At 59.6% G+C, this 13,986-nt stretch carries 18 protein-coding genes; 6 read left to right on the top strand and 12 right to left on the bottom strand.

What is annotated here, in order from left to right; all coding sequences use genetic code 11:
• Positions 1-5 precede the first annotated feature (5 nt).
• Complete coding sequence (locus tag ACV8MC_RS06080; RefSeq protein ID WP_095182276.1) at positions 6-1,082, bottom strand: aminopeptidase; 1,077 nt, start codon at positions 1,080-1,082, stop codon at positions 6-8.
• 58 nt (positions 1,083-1,140) lie between these two features.
• Between ACV8MC_RS06080 and ACV8MC_RS06075 the strand changes: the two genes are divergently transcribed.
• Both ACV8MC_RS06075 and ACV8MC_RS06070 read left to right on the top strand, forming a co-directional pair.
• The gene (locus tag ACV8MC_RS06075; protein WP_056791288.1) at positions 1,141-1,563 is read left to right on the top strand and encodes a PA0061/PA0062 family lipoprotein; all 423 of its coding nucleotides are present in this window, start codon (positions 1,141-1,143) and stop codon (positions 1,561-1,563) included.
• 39 nt (positions 1,564-1,602) lie between these two features.
• Positions 1,603-2,022: a PA0061/PA0062 family lipoprotein gene (locus tag ACV8MC_RS06070; protein WP_056791291.1), complete on the top strand. Its 420-nt coding sequence runs from the start codon at positions 1,603-1,605 to the stop codon at positions 2,020-2,022.
• A gap of 7 nt (positions 2,023-2,029) precedes the next feature.
• Here ACV8MC_RS06070 and ACV8MC_RS06065 read toward each other — a convergent pair whose 3' ends face one another.
• Both ACV8MC_RS06065 and ACV8MC_RS06060 read right to left on the bottom strand, forming a co-directional pair.
• Positions 2,030-2,269: a DUF1161 domain-containing protein gene (locus tag ACV8MC_RS06065; protein WP_236167908.1), complete on the bottom strand. Its 240-nt coding sequence runs from the start codon at positions 2,267-2,269 to the stop codon at positions 2,030-2,032.
• Between the two features lie 240 nt (positions 2,270-2,509).
• Positions 2,510-2,941, bottom strand: coding sequence for an OsmC family protein (locus ACV8MC_RS06060; protein ID WP_016772308.1), 432 nt, complete (start codon positions 2,939-2,941; stop codon positions 2,510-2,512).
• Positions 2,942-3,181: 240 nt separating this feature from the next.
• Here ACV8MC_RS06060 and ACV8MC_RS06055 point away from each other — a divergent pair, with 240 nt between their 5' ends.
• On the top strand, positions 3,182-4,183 hold the full coding sequence (locus ACV8MC_RS06055; RefSeq protein ID WP_056791299.1) for an LLM class flavin-dependent oxidoreductase: 1,002 nt from the start codon (positions 3,182-3,184) through the stop codon (positions 4,181-4,183).
• Between the two features lie 164 nt (positions 4,184-4,347).
• Here the strand turns inward: ACV8MC_RS06055 and ACV8MC_RS06050 are convergent, their stop codons facing one another.
• Complete coding sequence (locus ACV8MC_RS06050) at positions 4,348-4,572, bottom strand: DUF1161 domain-containing protein (RefSeq protein WP_236167909.1); 225 nt, start codon at positions 4,570-4,572, stop codon at positions 4,348-4,350.
• A gap of 129 nt (positions 4,573-4,701) precedes the next feature.
• Positions 4,702-4,917 carry a dodecin gene (locus ACV8MC_RS06045; protein ID WP_016772305.1) on the bottom strand — a complete coding sequence of 72 codons (216 nt, stop codon included), beginning with the start codon at positions 4,915-4,917 and terminating at the stop codon, positions 4,702-4,704.
• A gap of 166 nt (positions 4,918-5,083) precedes the next feature.
• On the opposite strand from ACV8MC_RS06045, the gene ACV8MC_RS06040 reads away from it, so the two are divergent.
• Complete coding sequence (locus ACV8MC_RS06040; protein WP_039757078.1) at positions 5,084-5,410, top strand: DUF883 family protein; 327 nt, start codon at positions 5,084-5,086, stop codon at positions 5,408-5,410.
• On the opposite strand, the gene ACV8MC_RS06035 is transcribed toward ACV8MC_RS06040, so the two are convergent.
• Positions 5,383-6,300 (bottom strand): LysR family transcriptional regulator, encoded by a 918-nt coding sequence (locus ACV8MC_RS06035; protein ID WP_457264758.1) that lies wholly within the window; start codon positions 6,298-6,300, stop codon positions 5,383-5,385. The two genes, ACV8MC_RS06040 and ACV8MC_RS06035, sit on opposite strands and share 28 nt — an antisense overlap.
• A gap of 113 nt (positions 6,301-6,413) precedes the next feature.
• Here ACV8MC_RS06035 and trpB point away from each other — a divergent pair, with 113 nt between their 5' ends.
• A complete protein-coding gene (gene trpB / locus ACV8MC_RS06030) occupies positions 6,414-7,646 on the top strand; it encodes a tryptophan synthase subunit beta (protein WP_016772302.1) in 1,233 nt (410 codons plus the stop codon).
• A complete protein-coding gene (gene trpA / locus ACV8MC_RS06025) occupies positions 7,646-8,455 on the top strand; it encodes a tryptophan synthase subunit alpha (RefSeq protein ID WP_252868560.1) in 810 nt (269 codons plus the stop codon). The genes trpB and trpA overlap by 1 nt, the downstream gene beginning before the upstream one ends.
• Before the next feature lie 58 nt (positions 8,456-8,513).
• On the opposite strand, the gene ACV8MC_RS06020 is transcribed toward trpA, so the two are convergent.
• The 6 genes from ACV8MC_RS06020 to ACV8MC_RS05995 form a co-directional block, all read right to left on the bottom strand.
• Positions 8,514-10,475: a DUF7844 domain-containing protein gene (locus tag ACV8MC_RS06020; RefSeq protein WP_150743244.1), complete on the bottom strand. Its 1,962-nt coding sequence runs from the start codon at positions 10,473-10,475 to the stop codon at positions 8,514-8,516.
• Entirely contained in the window at positions 10,472-10,792 is a 321-nt protein-coding gene (locus ACV8MC_RS06015) for a DUF2388 domain-containing protein (RefSeq protein WP_041476450.1), read from the bottom strand. The genes ACV8MC_RS06020 and ACV8MC_RS06015 overlap by 4 nt, the downstream gene beginning before the upstream one ends.
• A 27-nt stretch (positions 10,793-10,819) precedes the next feature.
• Positions 10,820-11,137 carry a DUF2388 domain-containing protein gene (locus tag ACV8MC_RS06010; RefSeq protein WP_095182269.1) on the bottom strand — a complete coding sequence of 106 codons (318 nt, stop codon included), beginning with the start codon at positions 11,135-11,137 and terminating at the stop codon, positions 10,820-10,822.
• Between the two features lie 108 nt (positions 11,138-11,245).
• The gene (locus ACV8MC_RS06005) at positions 11,246-11,563 is read right to left on the bottom strand and encodes a DUF2388 domain-containing protein (RefSeq protein ID WP_016772298.1); all 318 of its coding nucleotides are present in this window, start codon (positions 11,561-11,563) and stop codon (positions 11,246-11,248) included.
• Positions 11,564-11,896: 333 nt separating this feature from the next.
• A complete protein-coding gene (locus ACV8MC_RS06000) occupies positions 11,897-12,112 on the bottom strand; it encodes a DUF1127 domain-containing protein (RefSeq protein ID WP_007911656.1) in 216 nt (71 codons plus the stop codon).
• Between the two features lie 321 nt (positions 12,113-12,433).
• Complete coding sequence (locus tag ACV8MC_RS05995; RefSeq protein WP_071173986.1) at positions 12,434-13,927, bottom strand: acetyl-CoA hydrolase/transferase family protein; 1,494 nt, start codon at positions 13,925-13,927, stop codon at positions 12,434-12,436.
• Positions 13,928-13,986 lie beyond the last annotated feature (59 nt).

Below are 13,986 nucleotides of genomic sequence, written 5' to 3'. Positions count from 1 at the left end.
GTTCCTTAGGACTGGGCCAGCGCTTCCAGCGCCGCCTTACGCTCATCAACCGGCAACCGTCCCAACCGCTCAACCTCGGCATAAAACCTCAGCCAATCCCCATCCATTTGCCTGAACAGCGCCGCAAACGCCGGCACCCACTGGTCATACAACCCGAACGGCAACAATCGCGCGTTGTTCAGTGGCGCATTGACCCAAGCGTCATAGCGTTTGTCCCCGGCCCACTGACTGTCGCGCGTTGCCTGATACTCCCGGCGCAAGCGCTCGAATTCAGCTGCTTTGTGCTCACGCATTTGCTCAACCGACAGCGGCTGCGCATACAGCTTCTCCAGTCGTGAGCGCGTGGCGAGTACCAGTTCGATGAATTGGTCACGCTGCTTGAGCCTCGCATCCGACTCTGCCGGTAGCCCGCGAAAGGCGCGCCATTGCCGCGTACCTTCCTGCTCGACAAACGTGGCAAATGACTCGTTGAATTCGGTGTCGTCCTTCACATAGAACTTCTGGTGCGCCAGCTCATGAAAGATCAGCGTGGCCAGTCGCTCATCGCCCCAGCCCATCATCGAATTGAGGATCGGGTCATTGAACCATCCAAGCGTCGAGTACGCTTCGACCCCGCCGATCGACACATCCATACCCTGCAAACGTTGAATCGCCGCTTCGCCACGGGCGGCGCTCTGGCTGTAGTAGCCGCGATAGGCCACGCAGCCGGCAATCGGGAAGCAGTGATTCTGCGGTGTCAGGGAGAACTCTTGAGTAGCGAACACATTCCACACCACGTAGGGGCGATGGATATCGGCGTACAGGCGATAGCTCTGGTTATCCGGCAAATGCAGATGCTCGCTGGCAAAGGTACGGGCCTTTTGTGATTGAGCCAGATGCGCGCGCAATTTGGCATCGCGGCTGGGGTCGGCAATGACCTTCTCCACCGGCTCCCGGGCGCGCAGCAATTGCAATTGGCCGCTGGCGAGCTGGCTGTAATAGCTGACGCTGGCGCAACCGTTGAGCAACAAAAACAACACACCCGGAAACAAAATCGGAAAAACGCGATCAAGTAACCCAAGGCTGGAAAACGGCCTGATCAAAATAAGAAATTCCCCGGAAAGTCTGCCCCAAGACTATCCCGCCTCAAGGAGCACCGCTATGCGCATGTTCATGCTGACAGGAGGCCTGCTGACGCTGGCCGGTTGTGCCGGATTCGGAATGCCCGACCCCGACCCCTCGCAAGCCTGGATCGATCTTGACGCTCGCCAACACGACACGGCGCTGCAAGCCGTTCAAGTCGATGCCACCCAGGCCATCGACAAACGCTATTTCGAAGTGCAGCCCGGCAGCCATGAGCTGAAGGTGCGCTATCAATTCCCGGTCGAGGCCACCAACATCGGCCCGACTGCCGAACCGCTGTGGCGCGATTGCCAGTTGAGCGTGAAATTCAAGGACTTCAACGCCGGCCAGCGCTATCAGCTGCAGGCTGGCAGCATCGGCTTCAGGCCTTGGGCCAAGCTGTATGACGAACAGCGCAAGGTTGTCGGTCAGGGCACACCGGCGGGCTGTCAGAGCAGTTGATCGGCGCTATGCTGGAAATCCCGTCTAAGGATATCGATCATGCGCAAGTTGACGACATTGCTGGCCGCCAGTGTGCTCGCCGGTTGTCAGAGCCCGTTGCCGGCGGCCGATCCAGACAAAGCCTGGGTCGACTTCGCCATGCCTACCCCCGGCGGCAAAGTGCTGATGGCCGAGCGCCTGGATAAACAGCGCTTGCGCGACGGACGGTTTTTTCAGGTGACGCCCGGTAGTCATGAGCTCACCGTGCGCTTTGACTTCGAAGTATTCGGGGGTGGTCAGGGCATGGATACCGATCCGCAAGAGCGGCTGTGTTACATGACCGTGCCCTATGACCACTTCGAGGCCGGGCAGCGTTACCGCCTTGAGGCCCGATCGCTGGCCTTCACGCCAAGTGCACGCTTGATCAATCGTCAGGGGCAGATCGTTGCCAACGAGCGGCAGATCAATTGCGTGCCGTGAAGGACAATCATCTATCGTTTTTCTGATAGATGATTCGCTTGGTGCCGTTCTCGCAAGAACCAACGATCATGGCTGAGTCATGCTGCTTCGCCTCCTCCGCCGTGATGATTTCCAGGGTGTACGTTGGCACCGCTTTCGCCTGAATTTTGACCTCGATTTCCTTTCTGAGCTTTTCGCAGTTCTTGGGGGCTGCGATTGCGGACGTGGCCAGTGCACTGCAAAGGATCGCCAAGCCAATACGTTTCATCGATGAAGCTCCTTGAGGCAGCGCGCACGGGTGTGCGCTGAAGCTGCTGTCGATTATTCGACCACAATTCTGCAGAGCGGGTTCTGACTTTGCTCACACCTTGTATTAATTGCCGGCCGCTGAGCTGGTTTCGAGACTGCGTTCGCGAGCAGGCTCGCTCCCACAGGGGATCTGCGCCGTGCACAAATCCCCTGTGGGAGCGAGCCTGCTCGCGAAGGCGTCAGCCCGGCAAACGCCGAATCAGCTGACCAGCGAAGCCTCGAGGGTGATCTTCGCGTTCAGCACTTTGGAAACCGGGCAACCTTCCTTGGCCTTGTTGCTCAGTTCTTCAAACTGCTGCTGAGTTGCGCCTGGAATCTTCGCCTTGAGAATCAGCTTTACCGCAGTGATTGCGAAGCCGCCGTCAACCTGATCGAGGGTGACTTCAGCGTTGGTGTCGATGCTGTCTGCCTTCAGGCCGGCATCGCCGAGAATCATCGAAAACGCCATGGAGAAGCAGCCGGCGTGAGCCGCGCCGATCAGTTCTTCCGGATTGGTACCCTTGCCGCCTTCAAAGCGCGCCTTGAAGCCGTACGGCGCTTCGCGCAGTACGCCGGTTTCGGTGGAGATCGAGCCGAGACCGGTTTTCAGATCGCCTTCCCAATGCGCCGATGCCTTTTTCACGATAGCCATGTCTGCCTCCTCAAATGTGGCGCGGGACGCCGCGCCTTCGCGGTTTTTACTAGCAAGGCTTCTGAGGATAGACGGCGGAACAAAGTTCAGCCTGGCTGAATCGTTGACTTTTTTAGTAGGAAATTTCGCCGCTGCTATTGAATCTCGGGTATATGCCCTCATTCCATAAAACACGCTTATGGATTTGGCAGGTTTTCGCTCGCAAGAAAAACCTGCCTCCCCACCCGGAGATGCAGGTTCATGAAAAAACTGTCCGACGTAAAATTTTCCACCCTCGACTTGGTGCCAGTGCGCGAAAACGGCAGCGCAGCGCAATCGCTGCGCAACTCGCTGGATCTGGCACAACATGCCGAAAAATTCGGCTACACGCGCTTCTGGGTCGCCGAACATCACAACATGGACGGCATCGCCAGTTCGGCAACTTCGGTGTTGCTCGGCTATCTGGCCGGAGGCACGTCGACGATCCGCGTCGGTTCCGGCGGGGTAATGCTGCCCAACCATGCGCCGCTGGTGATCGCCGAGCAGTTCGGCACCCTCGAGAGCCTGTACCCGGGACGGATCGACTTGGGTCTGGGCCGCGCGCCCGGCTCTGACCAGATGACCGCCCGCGCCTTGCGCCGTGAGCGCTCGGGCAGCGCTGACGACTTCCCTGAAGACGTTGCCGAACTGATGCGCTACCTCGGCCCGCGCACCCCGGAGCAACGGGTGATCGCCATGCCCGGCACCGGCACCAACGTGCCGGTCTGGCTGCTCGGCTCAAGCCTGTTCAGTGCGCAATTGGCGGGTGAGCGCGGCTTGCCTTACGCCTTCGCCTCGCACTTCGCGCCGCGCTTCATGCACGAGGCGATCCGCATCTACCGCAATCACTTCAAACCGTCGGCGGTGCTCGACAAGCCGTACGTGATGCTCGGCGTGCCGCTGGTGGCAGCGGATACCGATGAGCAAGCCGATTATCTGGCGACGTCGGTGTACCAGCGCATTCTTGCGCTGATGCGTGGTCAGAGCCTGGTGCAGCGTCCGCCGGTGAAAACCATGGACGGCCTGTGGCTGCCCCATGAACGTGAAGCGGTGGGCGATTTCCTCGGTCTCGCCATGGTCGGCGGCCCGCAGAAGATCCGCGCCAAGCTTGAGGTTTTGATCGAGCAGACCCAGGCGGACGAGCTGATTTTCACCAGTGATCTTTACGAACACGCCGATCGCATCCATTCCTACGAATTGCTGGCCCAAGTCATGAAGGGATAACGCGAGCCCTTGTAGGAGCTGTCGAGTGCAACGAGGCTGCGATCTTTTGATTATGATTTGAAATCAAGATCAAAAGATCGCAGCGTCCCGCAGCTCCTACCCGGAAAATCATCGTCCACAAAAAAGCCGACGCATCCACGTCGGCTTTTGTGTTTCAGGCGCAATCAACCTCGCTTGTAGACGATGTCCTTGCTGCCGCCTTCGCAACTGCCGACGACGTCGCCATCAACGGCCGCACCCTTGTCGACAACTTCCAGCGAATAACCGGATACGCCTTTGGCGTCGAGCTTCGCGGCGATTTCGCTTTTCAGCTCTTCACATGGCTTGCCGGCTGCCAACGCACCACCCGCAAGGCTCAACAAACCTACTGCCAACATGAACTTCTTCATCGGTCGCACTCCCTGGTCGGATTGAATGAGGCGGGCATCGGGTCATCCACCCGATGCGCTCACCTTGTAGCGCTTTGCCATTCCCTATGGCACTCGGCCAGCGCGCAAGTTCAGAAGACTAGCTCAAACTCAGCTGGCGGCAATCTTGAAGCCGACTTTCAGCGTTACCTGAAAGTGCGCCACCTGGCCGTTTTCGATGTGGCCACGGGTTTCGGTCACTTCAAACCATTCCAGATTGCGCAGGGTTTTGTTGGCTTCGGCCAGTGCGTTGTTGATGGCGTCTTCGATGCTGGTGGTGGACGAACCGACCAGCTCGACTTTCTTGTACGTGTGATGGTCACTCATGGCGATCTCCTTGGGTTGGAATGGCGTGTGAAATTGAGCCTAGCAGGCAATTGCACTGTTGATTTCGGCGCCTCTGCGCTGCCGAAGTTCAGAATTTCTGCACTTTCTCGAAGTGGTGAAGTCCCAACCAACACACGCCACTCATCACCAATGCAGGAGAGCCACCATGGCCAACACCTCTTTACGTAAAGCCTCGTTGCAAAGCATGGAAGCCGAGATCGAGAGTCTGCTCAAATCGTTGGAAAGCTTGAAAGACGATGCTTCGGACGAGTCGCGCAAGACCCTCAAGGCGCTGAAAAGCAATGCCGAAAGTGCACTGAAACATTCCCGTCATCTGCTCAGCGACGCGTACGAAGAAGTCAAAGTGAAAACCCGCGAGACCGGCATTGCCACTCGTGATTACGCGCAGGAACACCCATGGACCACGGCTGGCGTGGCTGTCGGTGCAATCGGTCTGCTCGCCGCCTACTTTTTGTTCAAGCGCGGTGAGTGATCAGTCTGGCGCAGCTCGTTCTTGAGCCATTGCGCCAGTTGCCGGGCGCGTCCGTCTGCGGCGCGCTTGGGTAGCCACAACGCCAGTTGCGCCGGGGTTTCGCAGAAGCCCCATGGCGCAACCAGGCGTCCTGCCTTCAGATCTTCGGTTACCAGCGGCTCCGGCGCGATTGCCACGCCGAGACCTGCAACAGCCGCCTCCAGCAAATAATACAAATGCTCAAAACCTTGCCCGAGCTTCAACGCCTTGGGATCAAGGTGGTTTTGCTGTGCCCAGCTGGGCCAGGCTTGCGGGCGAGAGGTGGTGTGCAGCAAGGGCTGCTTGAGCAATTCTGCGGCAGGAGCGTCGTGCAGGTTCTGATAACCGCTGAATAACGGGCTCATCACCGGGCCGATGCGTTCCGCCGCCAGTTCATAGACCTGCATATCGGCCGGCCACGGTGGCTCGGCGAACAGCAATAGCGCATCGAGTCCCGGGCGCCGAGGGTCGAGATCGCCTTCACCGGCCGACAGGTGCAGTCGCAGATCAGGCAAATCGGCATTCAACCGCCCCAGGCGCGGAATGAACCAGCGCGCCAGCAGACTCCCCGAACAACCAAGCACGAACGGCGCATCGGCAGTGCTTTGGGTCAATTCCGCACAAACAGTGCGCAAGCGATCGAACGCCTCAGCGCTGGCATCGCGCAGACGCACGCCGGCATCTGTGAGTTTCAAGCCGCGCCCATCCTTGACGAACAGACTCACGCCGAGATGTTCTTCAAGCGCTTTCAGCTGGCGGCTGACCGCGCCATGAGTGACATGCAGCTGCTCGGCAGCCTGACTGACGCTGTTCAGACGGGCGGTGGCCTCGAAGGCGCGCAAGGCATTGAGCGGGGGAAGGTCGTGGCTCATGGTATCTGTGAGTTTTCCTGACAGGTTGCGGCGATCTTATCGGTTTTCAGCCTGGAAAGTCAGGGGTAGAGTGGTCGTCATTGTCTTCTGACCGAATTCACCTGGAGCGACCCATGACCCAGACTTCGAACACCTCTGATCTGCGTAACGGCCCTGACGCCAACGGCCTGTTCGGTGCGTTCGGTGGCCGTTATGTAGCGGAAACCCTGATGCCGTTGATCCTCGACCTGGCCCGCGAATACGAAGCGGCCAAGGAAGATCCGGCATTCAAAGAAGAATTGGCCTACTTCCAGCGTGATTACGTCGGACGTCCGAGCCCGCTGTATTTCGCCGAACGCCTGACCGAGTTCTGCGGCGGCGCCAAGATCTACCTCAAGCGTGAAGAGCTGAATCACACCGGCGCGCACAAGATCAACAACTGCATCGGCCAGATCCTGCTGGCGCGGCGCATGGGCAAGAAGCGCATCATCGCCGAGACCGGCGCCGGCATGCACGGCGTGGCCACGGCCACCGTCGCTGCGCGTTTCGGTCTGGACTGCGTGATCTACATGGGCACCACCGACATCGAACGTCAGCAGGCCAACGTCTTCCGCATGAAGCTGCTTGGCGCTGAAGTCATTCCGGTGGTGGCTGGCACCGGCACCCTGAAGGATGCGATGAACGAAGCCCTGCGTGACTGGGTGACCAACGTCGACAACACTTTCTATCTGATCGGCACTGTGGCCGGCCCACACCCTTATCCAGCAATGGTCCGCGACTTCCAGGCCGTCATCGGCAAGGAAACCCGCGATCAGCTGCAGGCTCAGGAAGGTCGTCTGCCGGACAGTCTGGTGGCATGCATCGGTGGCGGTTCCAACGCCATGGGCCTGTTCCACCCGTTCCTCGATGACAAGAGCGTGGAGATCATCGGCGTCGAAGCCGCCGGTTATGGCATCGAAACCGGCAAGCACGCGGCCAGTCTGAACGGCGGTGTGCCGGGCGTGCTGCACGGTAACCGCACTTTCCTGCTGCAGGACGACGATGGGCAGATCATCGACGCCCACTCGATTTCCGCTGGCCTCGACTATCCGGGCATCGGCCCTGAACACGCCTGGTTGCATGACATCGGCCGCGTCCAGTACACCTCGGTGACCGACGACGAAGCGCTTGAAGCGTTCCACAAATGCTGCCGTCTGGAAGGGATCATCCCTGCCCTGGAAAGCGCTCACGCCCTGGCCGAAGTGTTCAAACGTGCACCGAAGCTGCCGAAGGATCACCTGATGGTGGTCAACCTCTCGGGCCGTGGCGACAAGGACATGCAAACCGTAATGCACCATATGCAACAGTCGCAGCAGGAGAAACACTGATGAGCCGCCTGCAAACCCGCTTTGCCGACCTCAAGCAACAGAACCGCGCCGCGCTGGTGACCTTTGTCACCGCTGGCGATCCTGACTACGACACTTCGCTGGCAATCCTCAAAGGCCTGCCTGCCGCAGGTGCCGACGTGATCGAACTGGGCATGCCGTTCACCGATCCGATGGCCGATGGCCCGGCGATCCAGTTGGCCAATATCCGCGCACTGGGCGCCAAACAGAATCTGGCGAAAACCCTGCAAATGGTTCGCGAATTCCGTGAAGGCAACAGCGACACGCCGCTGGTGTTGATGGGTTACTTCAACCCGATCCACAAATTCGGCGTCGAGCGTTTCATCACAGAAGCCAAGGATGCCGGCGTCGATGGCCTGATCGTGGTCGACATGCCACCAGAGCACAACGAAGAGCTGTGCGACCCGGCGCAGGCTGCTGGCCTGGACTTCATCCGCCTGACCACGCCGACCACCGACGACGCGCGCCTGCCGCGTGTGCTCAACGGTAGTTCCGGTTTTGTCTACTACGTGTCGGTCGCGGGTGTCACCGGCGCCGGTGCAGCGACTCTGGAACACGTGGAAGAGGCGGTTGCGCGTCTGCGTCGGCATACCGACCTGCCGATCAGCATTGGCTTCGGTATCCGTACACCGGAGCAGGCTGCGGCCATCGCGCGTCTGGCTGACGGTGTGGTGGTGGGCTCGGCGTTGATCGATCACATCGCCAGTGCCGATACGCCTGAGCAGGCCATCGATGGCGTGTTGAGTCTGTGTTCGGCGCTGTCCCAAGGCGTGCGCAAGGCTCGCGTCTAAAGCCGCAGGGGAAATCAAAAAGGCTTCAGAACAGGCGTTCTGAAGCCTTTTTTTGTGCTCAGGGCAATTGCAGTCCGCCCGAAGCCTTGTGCAGTTTGCGCAGATGCTCGCCAATCTGTTTCACGTTGGCCTCGCTGGCGGCAATCTCGGCGGCGCGCTTGGGTTCGAGCAGCTTGCGCACTTCAGTATCGAGGTCGCCGGACAGGGCGAGCAGCTTCTTCTGCCGTTGGCTGCTTTCCGCTTCCAGTCGGCCAAACTCGCTCGGCTGCGGTAGTCCGTAACCTTTGGAGTCGAGCAGTTCCGCCGGGCGGCTGAGGAAACCACTGTTGGCGAGGATTTCCTGCAAGGTCGCGTTGGCCTTGTCCATGCCGCCGTTCTCCAGCTCGCGGGCGCCGAGGTAGCGTTGCTTGACCTCGTCCTGGGCCAGCAACAACTGCCGGCGGAAACTGGCTTGCTCCAGCAGCAACAGCGCCGCGCTGGTGCGCAGGTCGGCGCGGTCGAACCATTCGCGGCGTTGCTCAGCGCTGAGTGACAGCCAGTCTTCGACAGTGGTCTGCTTGATCGGCAGCTGCTTCTTCAATACATCGAACATCGCTTGATAGCGATCGCGGAACGAGTCGAAGCGGTAACCCAGACGCAGCGCTTCTTTCGGATCGTCGAGCACACTGGTGTCGGCCAGACCACGGCCCTTGAGCACTTCCAGCAAGCCGTTGGGCATGATGCTGTCGAGGCCGACCAGTTGGCTGTTATTGCTACCGCTGCGCAACAGTTTCAAGCCTTCCACCGCGCAGTTGTTGGAGAGGAAGAAGTAATTGCCGTCGTAACTCCAGTGCATCTCGGCGGCATGTTCGACCACGCCCTCGATCTCCTCGCGAGACAGGTTCAGCGGCACTGAAGCGAGGCTGCGCAGCTCGGTCTTGGTGTATTCGTCGATCACCTGTGCCAGCGGCAACACGAACAGCCGCGACGGGTATTTGCCGACCAGTCCGTCCCAGCTCGACAGCTGCACATCGCCAACGAAGGCGCGATAGGACAGCACCAAGTGTTGATCGAGATCGAGGCGGCAATCCGGGCCGCGCGGGCGACCGGGGGCGCAGATCACCAGGCGCAACATGCTGTGGCCCCAGCGACTGACCCAGTTCTGATTGGCCTCGGCCAGCAGGTAATCGACAGCGTAGACGCGCTCCGGATCGACTTGCCCCAGAGGCTGCTTGGCGAAGTCATTGCCCGCATTGAGAAAGGCAAAGCTCTTGCTGCAGGTGTCCTGCGCTGGCGGCGCCCAGCCGAAATGTTCCTTGTAGTAGCGATACAACGCCGGGCGGCGGCAGGCGTAGCTCGGGTCGAGGAGGAAGTACTCCATGTTGACCGCAACGAACTCCTTGGGGCTGGAAATTTCGTAGAGGTCCGGGCTGCGCGCGATCTGCCGGTTATGTTGTTCACGCTCGCCGCGGCGGCCGACGTATTGCTGCCACCCGGCGAGGTCAAGCAGGCGCGGGTCGTCGCTGATGGTGAAGCGGCGACCGTTCTGCCCGCGACACTCATCGGGAATGCCGATCAGCCCGGAGCTGTTGAAACGTCGGGTGCAGCGCTGGATCAACGTGCGTTCGGCGCTTGGCCATAAACGCGCGCGGTCGTAGATATGCGTGATTTCGTGCAGCACTGTGGCCAGCAGTTCCTGGCGCACAGTGCCGTGGGGGCGATTGGTTTTTTCTTTGGCCGCGCTGCCATCGGTGAGACCGGCGAGCAGTTTGCGATTCAGATCAAGCTCGGCAACCAGCGTTGCCTGCCCGTAAGCGTTGGCAGGCATGTCGTCGGTCCAGCCGACGTCGATGCGCCGATCCAGCCGCTCGATGAAGCTCGGCGGCAGTTTCGCCATGGCCTCATCAATCAGCGCCTGACTGGCCTGTTGTTGAGCGGGGCTCAGACCCTCGGTCTTGAGCCGCAATTGCAGGCCGGCGTGGGCGCTGTTGCCAAGCAGCAACAACGCCCCGGCCAGCAGCCAGGCGCCAACGGACCTCACAGTGCGAGGATGGCTTCGGCGAGTACTTGATCACTGGCGTCGCGCGCTTCCGGCACCCGTGTACGCAATGTGTTGAGAGCGGCTTCGAGGTGCGCGCCACGGATGTCGCCGTTGCTGGCGACGAAACTGGCGGCGTCGTCGTGGGCTTCGCGGATGATTTTCGAGTCGCGAATCGACGTGGTGGTATCGGAGGTGAAATCGATGCTGCGCTGGGAGGCACGAACGATGATGTTACTGGTGGCTACCAGGGTGTGCGCCTGGGCCACATCGGCCAATACAAACAGGCCAAGGGCGGCAGCAATCAGCGGGCTACGCATGGAACGACTCCGGAAGGACAAGGATAACTATTGGACGAGAATTGCTTCTGCCAGTTCAAGGTCGCTGGCATGAAGTTTCGGCCGGGTTTTGCGCAGGTAATGCAGCGCGGATTCCAGCCGTGCGCCTCGCCATTCACCGTCACTGGCGACGAAGGCGGCCGCGTCATCATGGGCGGCGAGCAGCAGTTTACGGTCGAACGGCGCAGAAGACACCATGCTGGTGGCGTAACCGCTGACAACCGTGCCTTGGGTCGATGCATTGAAAGCATCGAAGGCGTTGGCAGACATCGCCCAGCAGGCGGTGAATAGAGTAGAAGAGATGAGCAAAGTTGGAAGAAAGCGCATGGGACTCGACAACTGTTAGCGAGCCTGAAGGCTAGCGCAAATGCCCGGGCCAGAGCCAGCGTTGAAACATCGGGACACGGCTGGCGTGTCCCGCAATACCGCAAGCGATCAGAGCGTCAGAATGGCCTGAGCCAATTGGGCATCGGTGGCATTGAGTTGTGGCGCCTGATGGCGGATGTGATCGAGCGCGCTTTCCAGTTTCACACCACGGATATCGCCTTCGCTGGCCACGAAGCTGGCGGCATCGTCGCGGGCGGCGAGGACGATCTTGTCGTCACGGAACGAGGAGGTCACATCGGAAGTGGCGTCGGAAGTGGCTTTCAGCGCGCCGACGATCGAGTCGGTGGTGACGATGAAACTGGTAGCACTGGCGTTGGCAGCCACGGCCAGCAGGGCGGCGGCACTGAGCAGGCGAAGACGGGTCATGATGTAACTCCTTTGGACAAACCGTAGTGAGAGGTGGCTCGGTATCTGAGGAGTCAGACGCCTGTTGCGCAACGTTCGCCACGTTCTGCATGGATATTAGGCTGCCAAATCCGGTTCGCCCAGTGGTGGCCAGTGATACTCCAAAGGTTCTGCATAACTGTACTGGTGTTATCTGAGGCTTTCGTGAATTGTACCTGTACTCATTCAGTTATGCGTTTTAGAGCATTCAAGGCCCTGAAACGACAAAACCCGTCGTGGTTGCCCACGACGGGTTTTGCTTGTGCAATTCGGGTTGCTGGCGGTGGGTCTGACGACCAGAGCCAGCGACGCTGCTCAGCGCCAGAACGGCTTGCTCAGCTCTTCGTAGCGTTGTGCTTCGCTGATACCGGCGTCGGCCAGCAGACGCGAATCCAGACGGGCCAGTTGATGGCGGCTGGAGATGCGGCGCTGCCACAACATCAGGTTGGCAATAACGCGCAGAGGCAGGGAAGCCTGGGTGTTTACAGCTTTGTCTTCGAAGAACAGTTCGGAACTGAGTGTACGTTCCATGGTTGACATCCTTCCGCTTGTGGCGGGATCAGGTAGTGGTTTGACTGGTGCCCATGATCCTCTCGTTTGCCTAGTCTCTGTAGATACAGTTCATTTGTATTGTGAGTGAGCAGTTAACTGTTTATGGATGGTGTACGGGTCGAAATTGGGCAAACTGTACCTGTCTGCACTTGATTGGTGCATTTCGGCTCGTATCAGGGGGTTGAGTAGGAGTTTGCGGTAGGAAAAGACCGGTACAGCAGTACAGTTTTTTGCGATCCTGCTTCTCGCGGGCATCCACCGAGGCAAAACTGTGTTTGCCTCGGTGGGTATCTGTGTGAATCACACTGCCAGCATGCGCCCGGTTTCTTCCAGGTTCATATGCCAGCTCAGGGCTTCGCGCAGAATATGCGGGGTGTGACCGCCGATTGCACAGGCAGCGCTGAAGTAATCATTCAGTGCCTGGCGGAAGTCCGGATGCACGCAGTTGTCGATGATCACTCGTGCACGTTCCCGTGGCGCCAGGCCACGCAGGTCGGCGAGGCCGACCTCGGTTACCAGAATGTCGACGTCATGCTCGGTATGGTCGACGTGGCTGACCATGGGCACCACGCTGGAGATGGCGCCACCCTTGGCGATCGATTTGGTCACGAATACCGCCAGATGCGCATTGCGCGCGAAGTCGCCGGAGCCGCCGATGCCGTTCATCATCCGCGTACCGCAGACATGGGTAGAGTTGACGTTGCCGTAGATATCAAACTCCAGCGCAGTGTTGATGCCAATGATGCCCAGACGCCGCACCACTTCCGGGTGATTGGAGATCTCCTGCGGCCGCAGAATCAGTTTGTCCTTGTACTTCTCCAGGTTGCCGAACACGTCGCTGTTGCGGCGCTCGGACAGGGTGATCGAACTGCCCGAGGCGAAGCTCAGCTTGCCGGCATCGATCAGGTCGAAGGTCGAGTCCTGCAGCACTTCCGAGTACATGGTGAGGTCTTCGAACGGCGAGTCGATCAAGCCGCACATCACTGCGTTGGCGATGTTGCCGATGCCGGCCTGCAGTGGGCCAAGCTTGTTGGTCATGCGCCCGGCCGCGACTTCCTGCTTGAAAAAAGTGATCAGGTGTTCAGCGATGGCATTGGTGTCAACGTCCGGTACCGATACTGTGGATGGCGAGTCCGATTGCTGAGTGATGACAATCGCAACGATCTTCTCCGGTGGAATCGGGATCGCCGTGCTGCCGATGCGATCGTCGACTTTCACCAGCGGGATTGGCGTCCGCGTCGGGCGGTACGTCGGGATATAAATGTCGTGCAGGCCTTCGAGGTTGGCGTTGTGGGCCAGGTTGATCTCGACGATCACTTGTTTGGCGAAGATCGCGAAGCTGGCCGAGTTGCCCACCGAAGTGGTCGGCACGATATGGCCTTGTTCGGTGATGGCGACTGCCTCGATGACGGCAATGTCCGGCAGCTTCAATTGCTGGTTGCGCAGTTGCTCTACGGTTTCCGAGAGATGCTGATCAATGAACATTACTTCGCCGGCGTTGATTGCCTTGCGCAACGTGCTGTCGACCTGAAACGGCATGCGCCGCGACAGCACGCCGGCCTCGGTCAGTTGCTTGTCGAGGTCGTTGCCCAGGCTGGCGCCAGTCATCAGGCTGATCTTCAGCGGCGTGACCTTGGCGCGCTCGGCCAGTGCGTGGGGAACGGCCTTGGCTTCGCCGGCGCGGGTGAAACCGCTCATGCCGACGGTCATGCCGTCCTCAATCAGAGCAGCGGCGTCGGCAGCGCTCATCACTTTATCCAACAACGAAGGCAGGCGAATACGGTCACGGTACATGGATTATTATCTCGGGCAACGAGTAGCAGGATGCGCAGTCTAGTGAATTTGGCCGGCGC

It is taken from the genome of Pseudomonas sp. PK-RTE-24, assembly GCF_054052265.1.
This window is presented reverse-complemented; position numbering and strand designations above follow the sequence as displayed.

What these genes read in the sequence shown, in the direction of transcription:
- ACV8MC_RS06015 (WP_041476450.1), bottom strand. Translation starts at nt 10,792, where the DNA reads ATGCGTAGCCCGCTGATTGCTGCCGCCCTTGGCCTGTTTGTATTGGCC.
- ACV8MC_RS06050 (WP_236167909.1), bottom strand. Translation starts at nt 4,572, where the DNA reads ATGAAGAAGTTCATGTTGGCAGTAGGTTTGTTGAGCCTTGCGGGTGGT.
- ACV8MC_RS05995 (WP_071173986.1), bottom strand. Translation starts at nt 13,927, where the DNA reads ATGTACCGTGACCGTATTCGCCTGCCTTCGTTGTTGGATAAAGTGATG.
- ACV8MC_RS06010 (WP_095182269.1), bottom strand. Translation starts at nt 11,137, where the DNA reads ATGCGCTTTCTTCCAACTTTGCTCATCTCTTCTACTCTATTCACCGCC.
- ACV8MC_RS06065 (WP_236167908.1), bottom strand. Translation starts at nt 2,269, where the DNA reads ATGAAACGTATTGGCTTGGCGATCCTTTGCAGTGCACTGGCCACGTCC.
- ACV8MC_RS06045 (WP_016772305.1), bottom strand. Translation starts at nt 4,917, where the DNA reads ATGAGTGACCATCACACGTACAAGAAAGTCGAGCTGGTCGGTTCGTCC.
- ACV8MC_RS06075 (WP_056791288.1), top strand. Translation starts at nt 1,141, where the DNA reads ATGCGCATGTTCATGCTGACAGGAGGCCTGCTGACGCTGGCCGGTTGT.
- ACV8MC_RS06060 (WP_016772308.1), bottom strand. Translation starts at nt 2,941, where the DNA reads ATGGCTATCGTGAAAAAGGCATCGGCGCATTGGGAAGGCGATCTGAAA.
- ACV8MC_RS06005 (WP_016772298.1), bottom strand. Translation starts at nt 11,563, where the DNA reads ATGACCCGTCTTCGCCTGCTCAGTGCCGCCGCCCTGCTGGCCGTGGCT.
- ACV8MC_RS06000 (WP_007911656.1), bottom strand. Translation starts at nt 12,112, where the DNA reads ATGGAACGTACACTCAGTTCCGAACTGTTCTTCGAAGACAAAGCTGTA.
- ACV8MC_RS06035 (WP_457264758.1), bottom strand. Translation starts at nt 6,300, where the DNA reads ATGAGCCACGACCTTCCCCCGCTCAATGCCTTGCGCGCCTTCGAGGCC.
- ACV8MC_RS06055 (WP_056791299.1), top strand. Translation starts at nt 3,182, where the DNA reads ATGAAAAAACTGTCCGACGTAAAATTTTCCACCCTCGACTTGGTGCCA.
- trpB (WP_016772302.1), top strand. Translation starts at nt 6,414, where the DNA reads ATGACCCAGACTTCGAACACCTCTGATCTGCGTAACGGCCCTGACGCC.
- ACV8MC_RS06040 (WP_039757078.1), top strand. Translation starts at nt 5,084, where the DNA reads ATGGCCAACACCTCTTTACGTAAAGCCTCGTTGCAAAGCATGGAAGCC.
- ACV8MC_RS06070 (WP_056791291.1), top strand. Translation starts at nt 1,603, where the DNA reads ATGCGCAAGTTGACGACATTGCTGGCCGCCAGTGTGCTCGCCGGTTGT.
- trpA (WP_252868560.1), top strand. Translation starts at nt 7,646, where the DNA reads ATGAGCCGCCTGCAAACCCGCTTTGCCGACCTCAAGCAACAGAACCGC.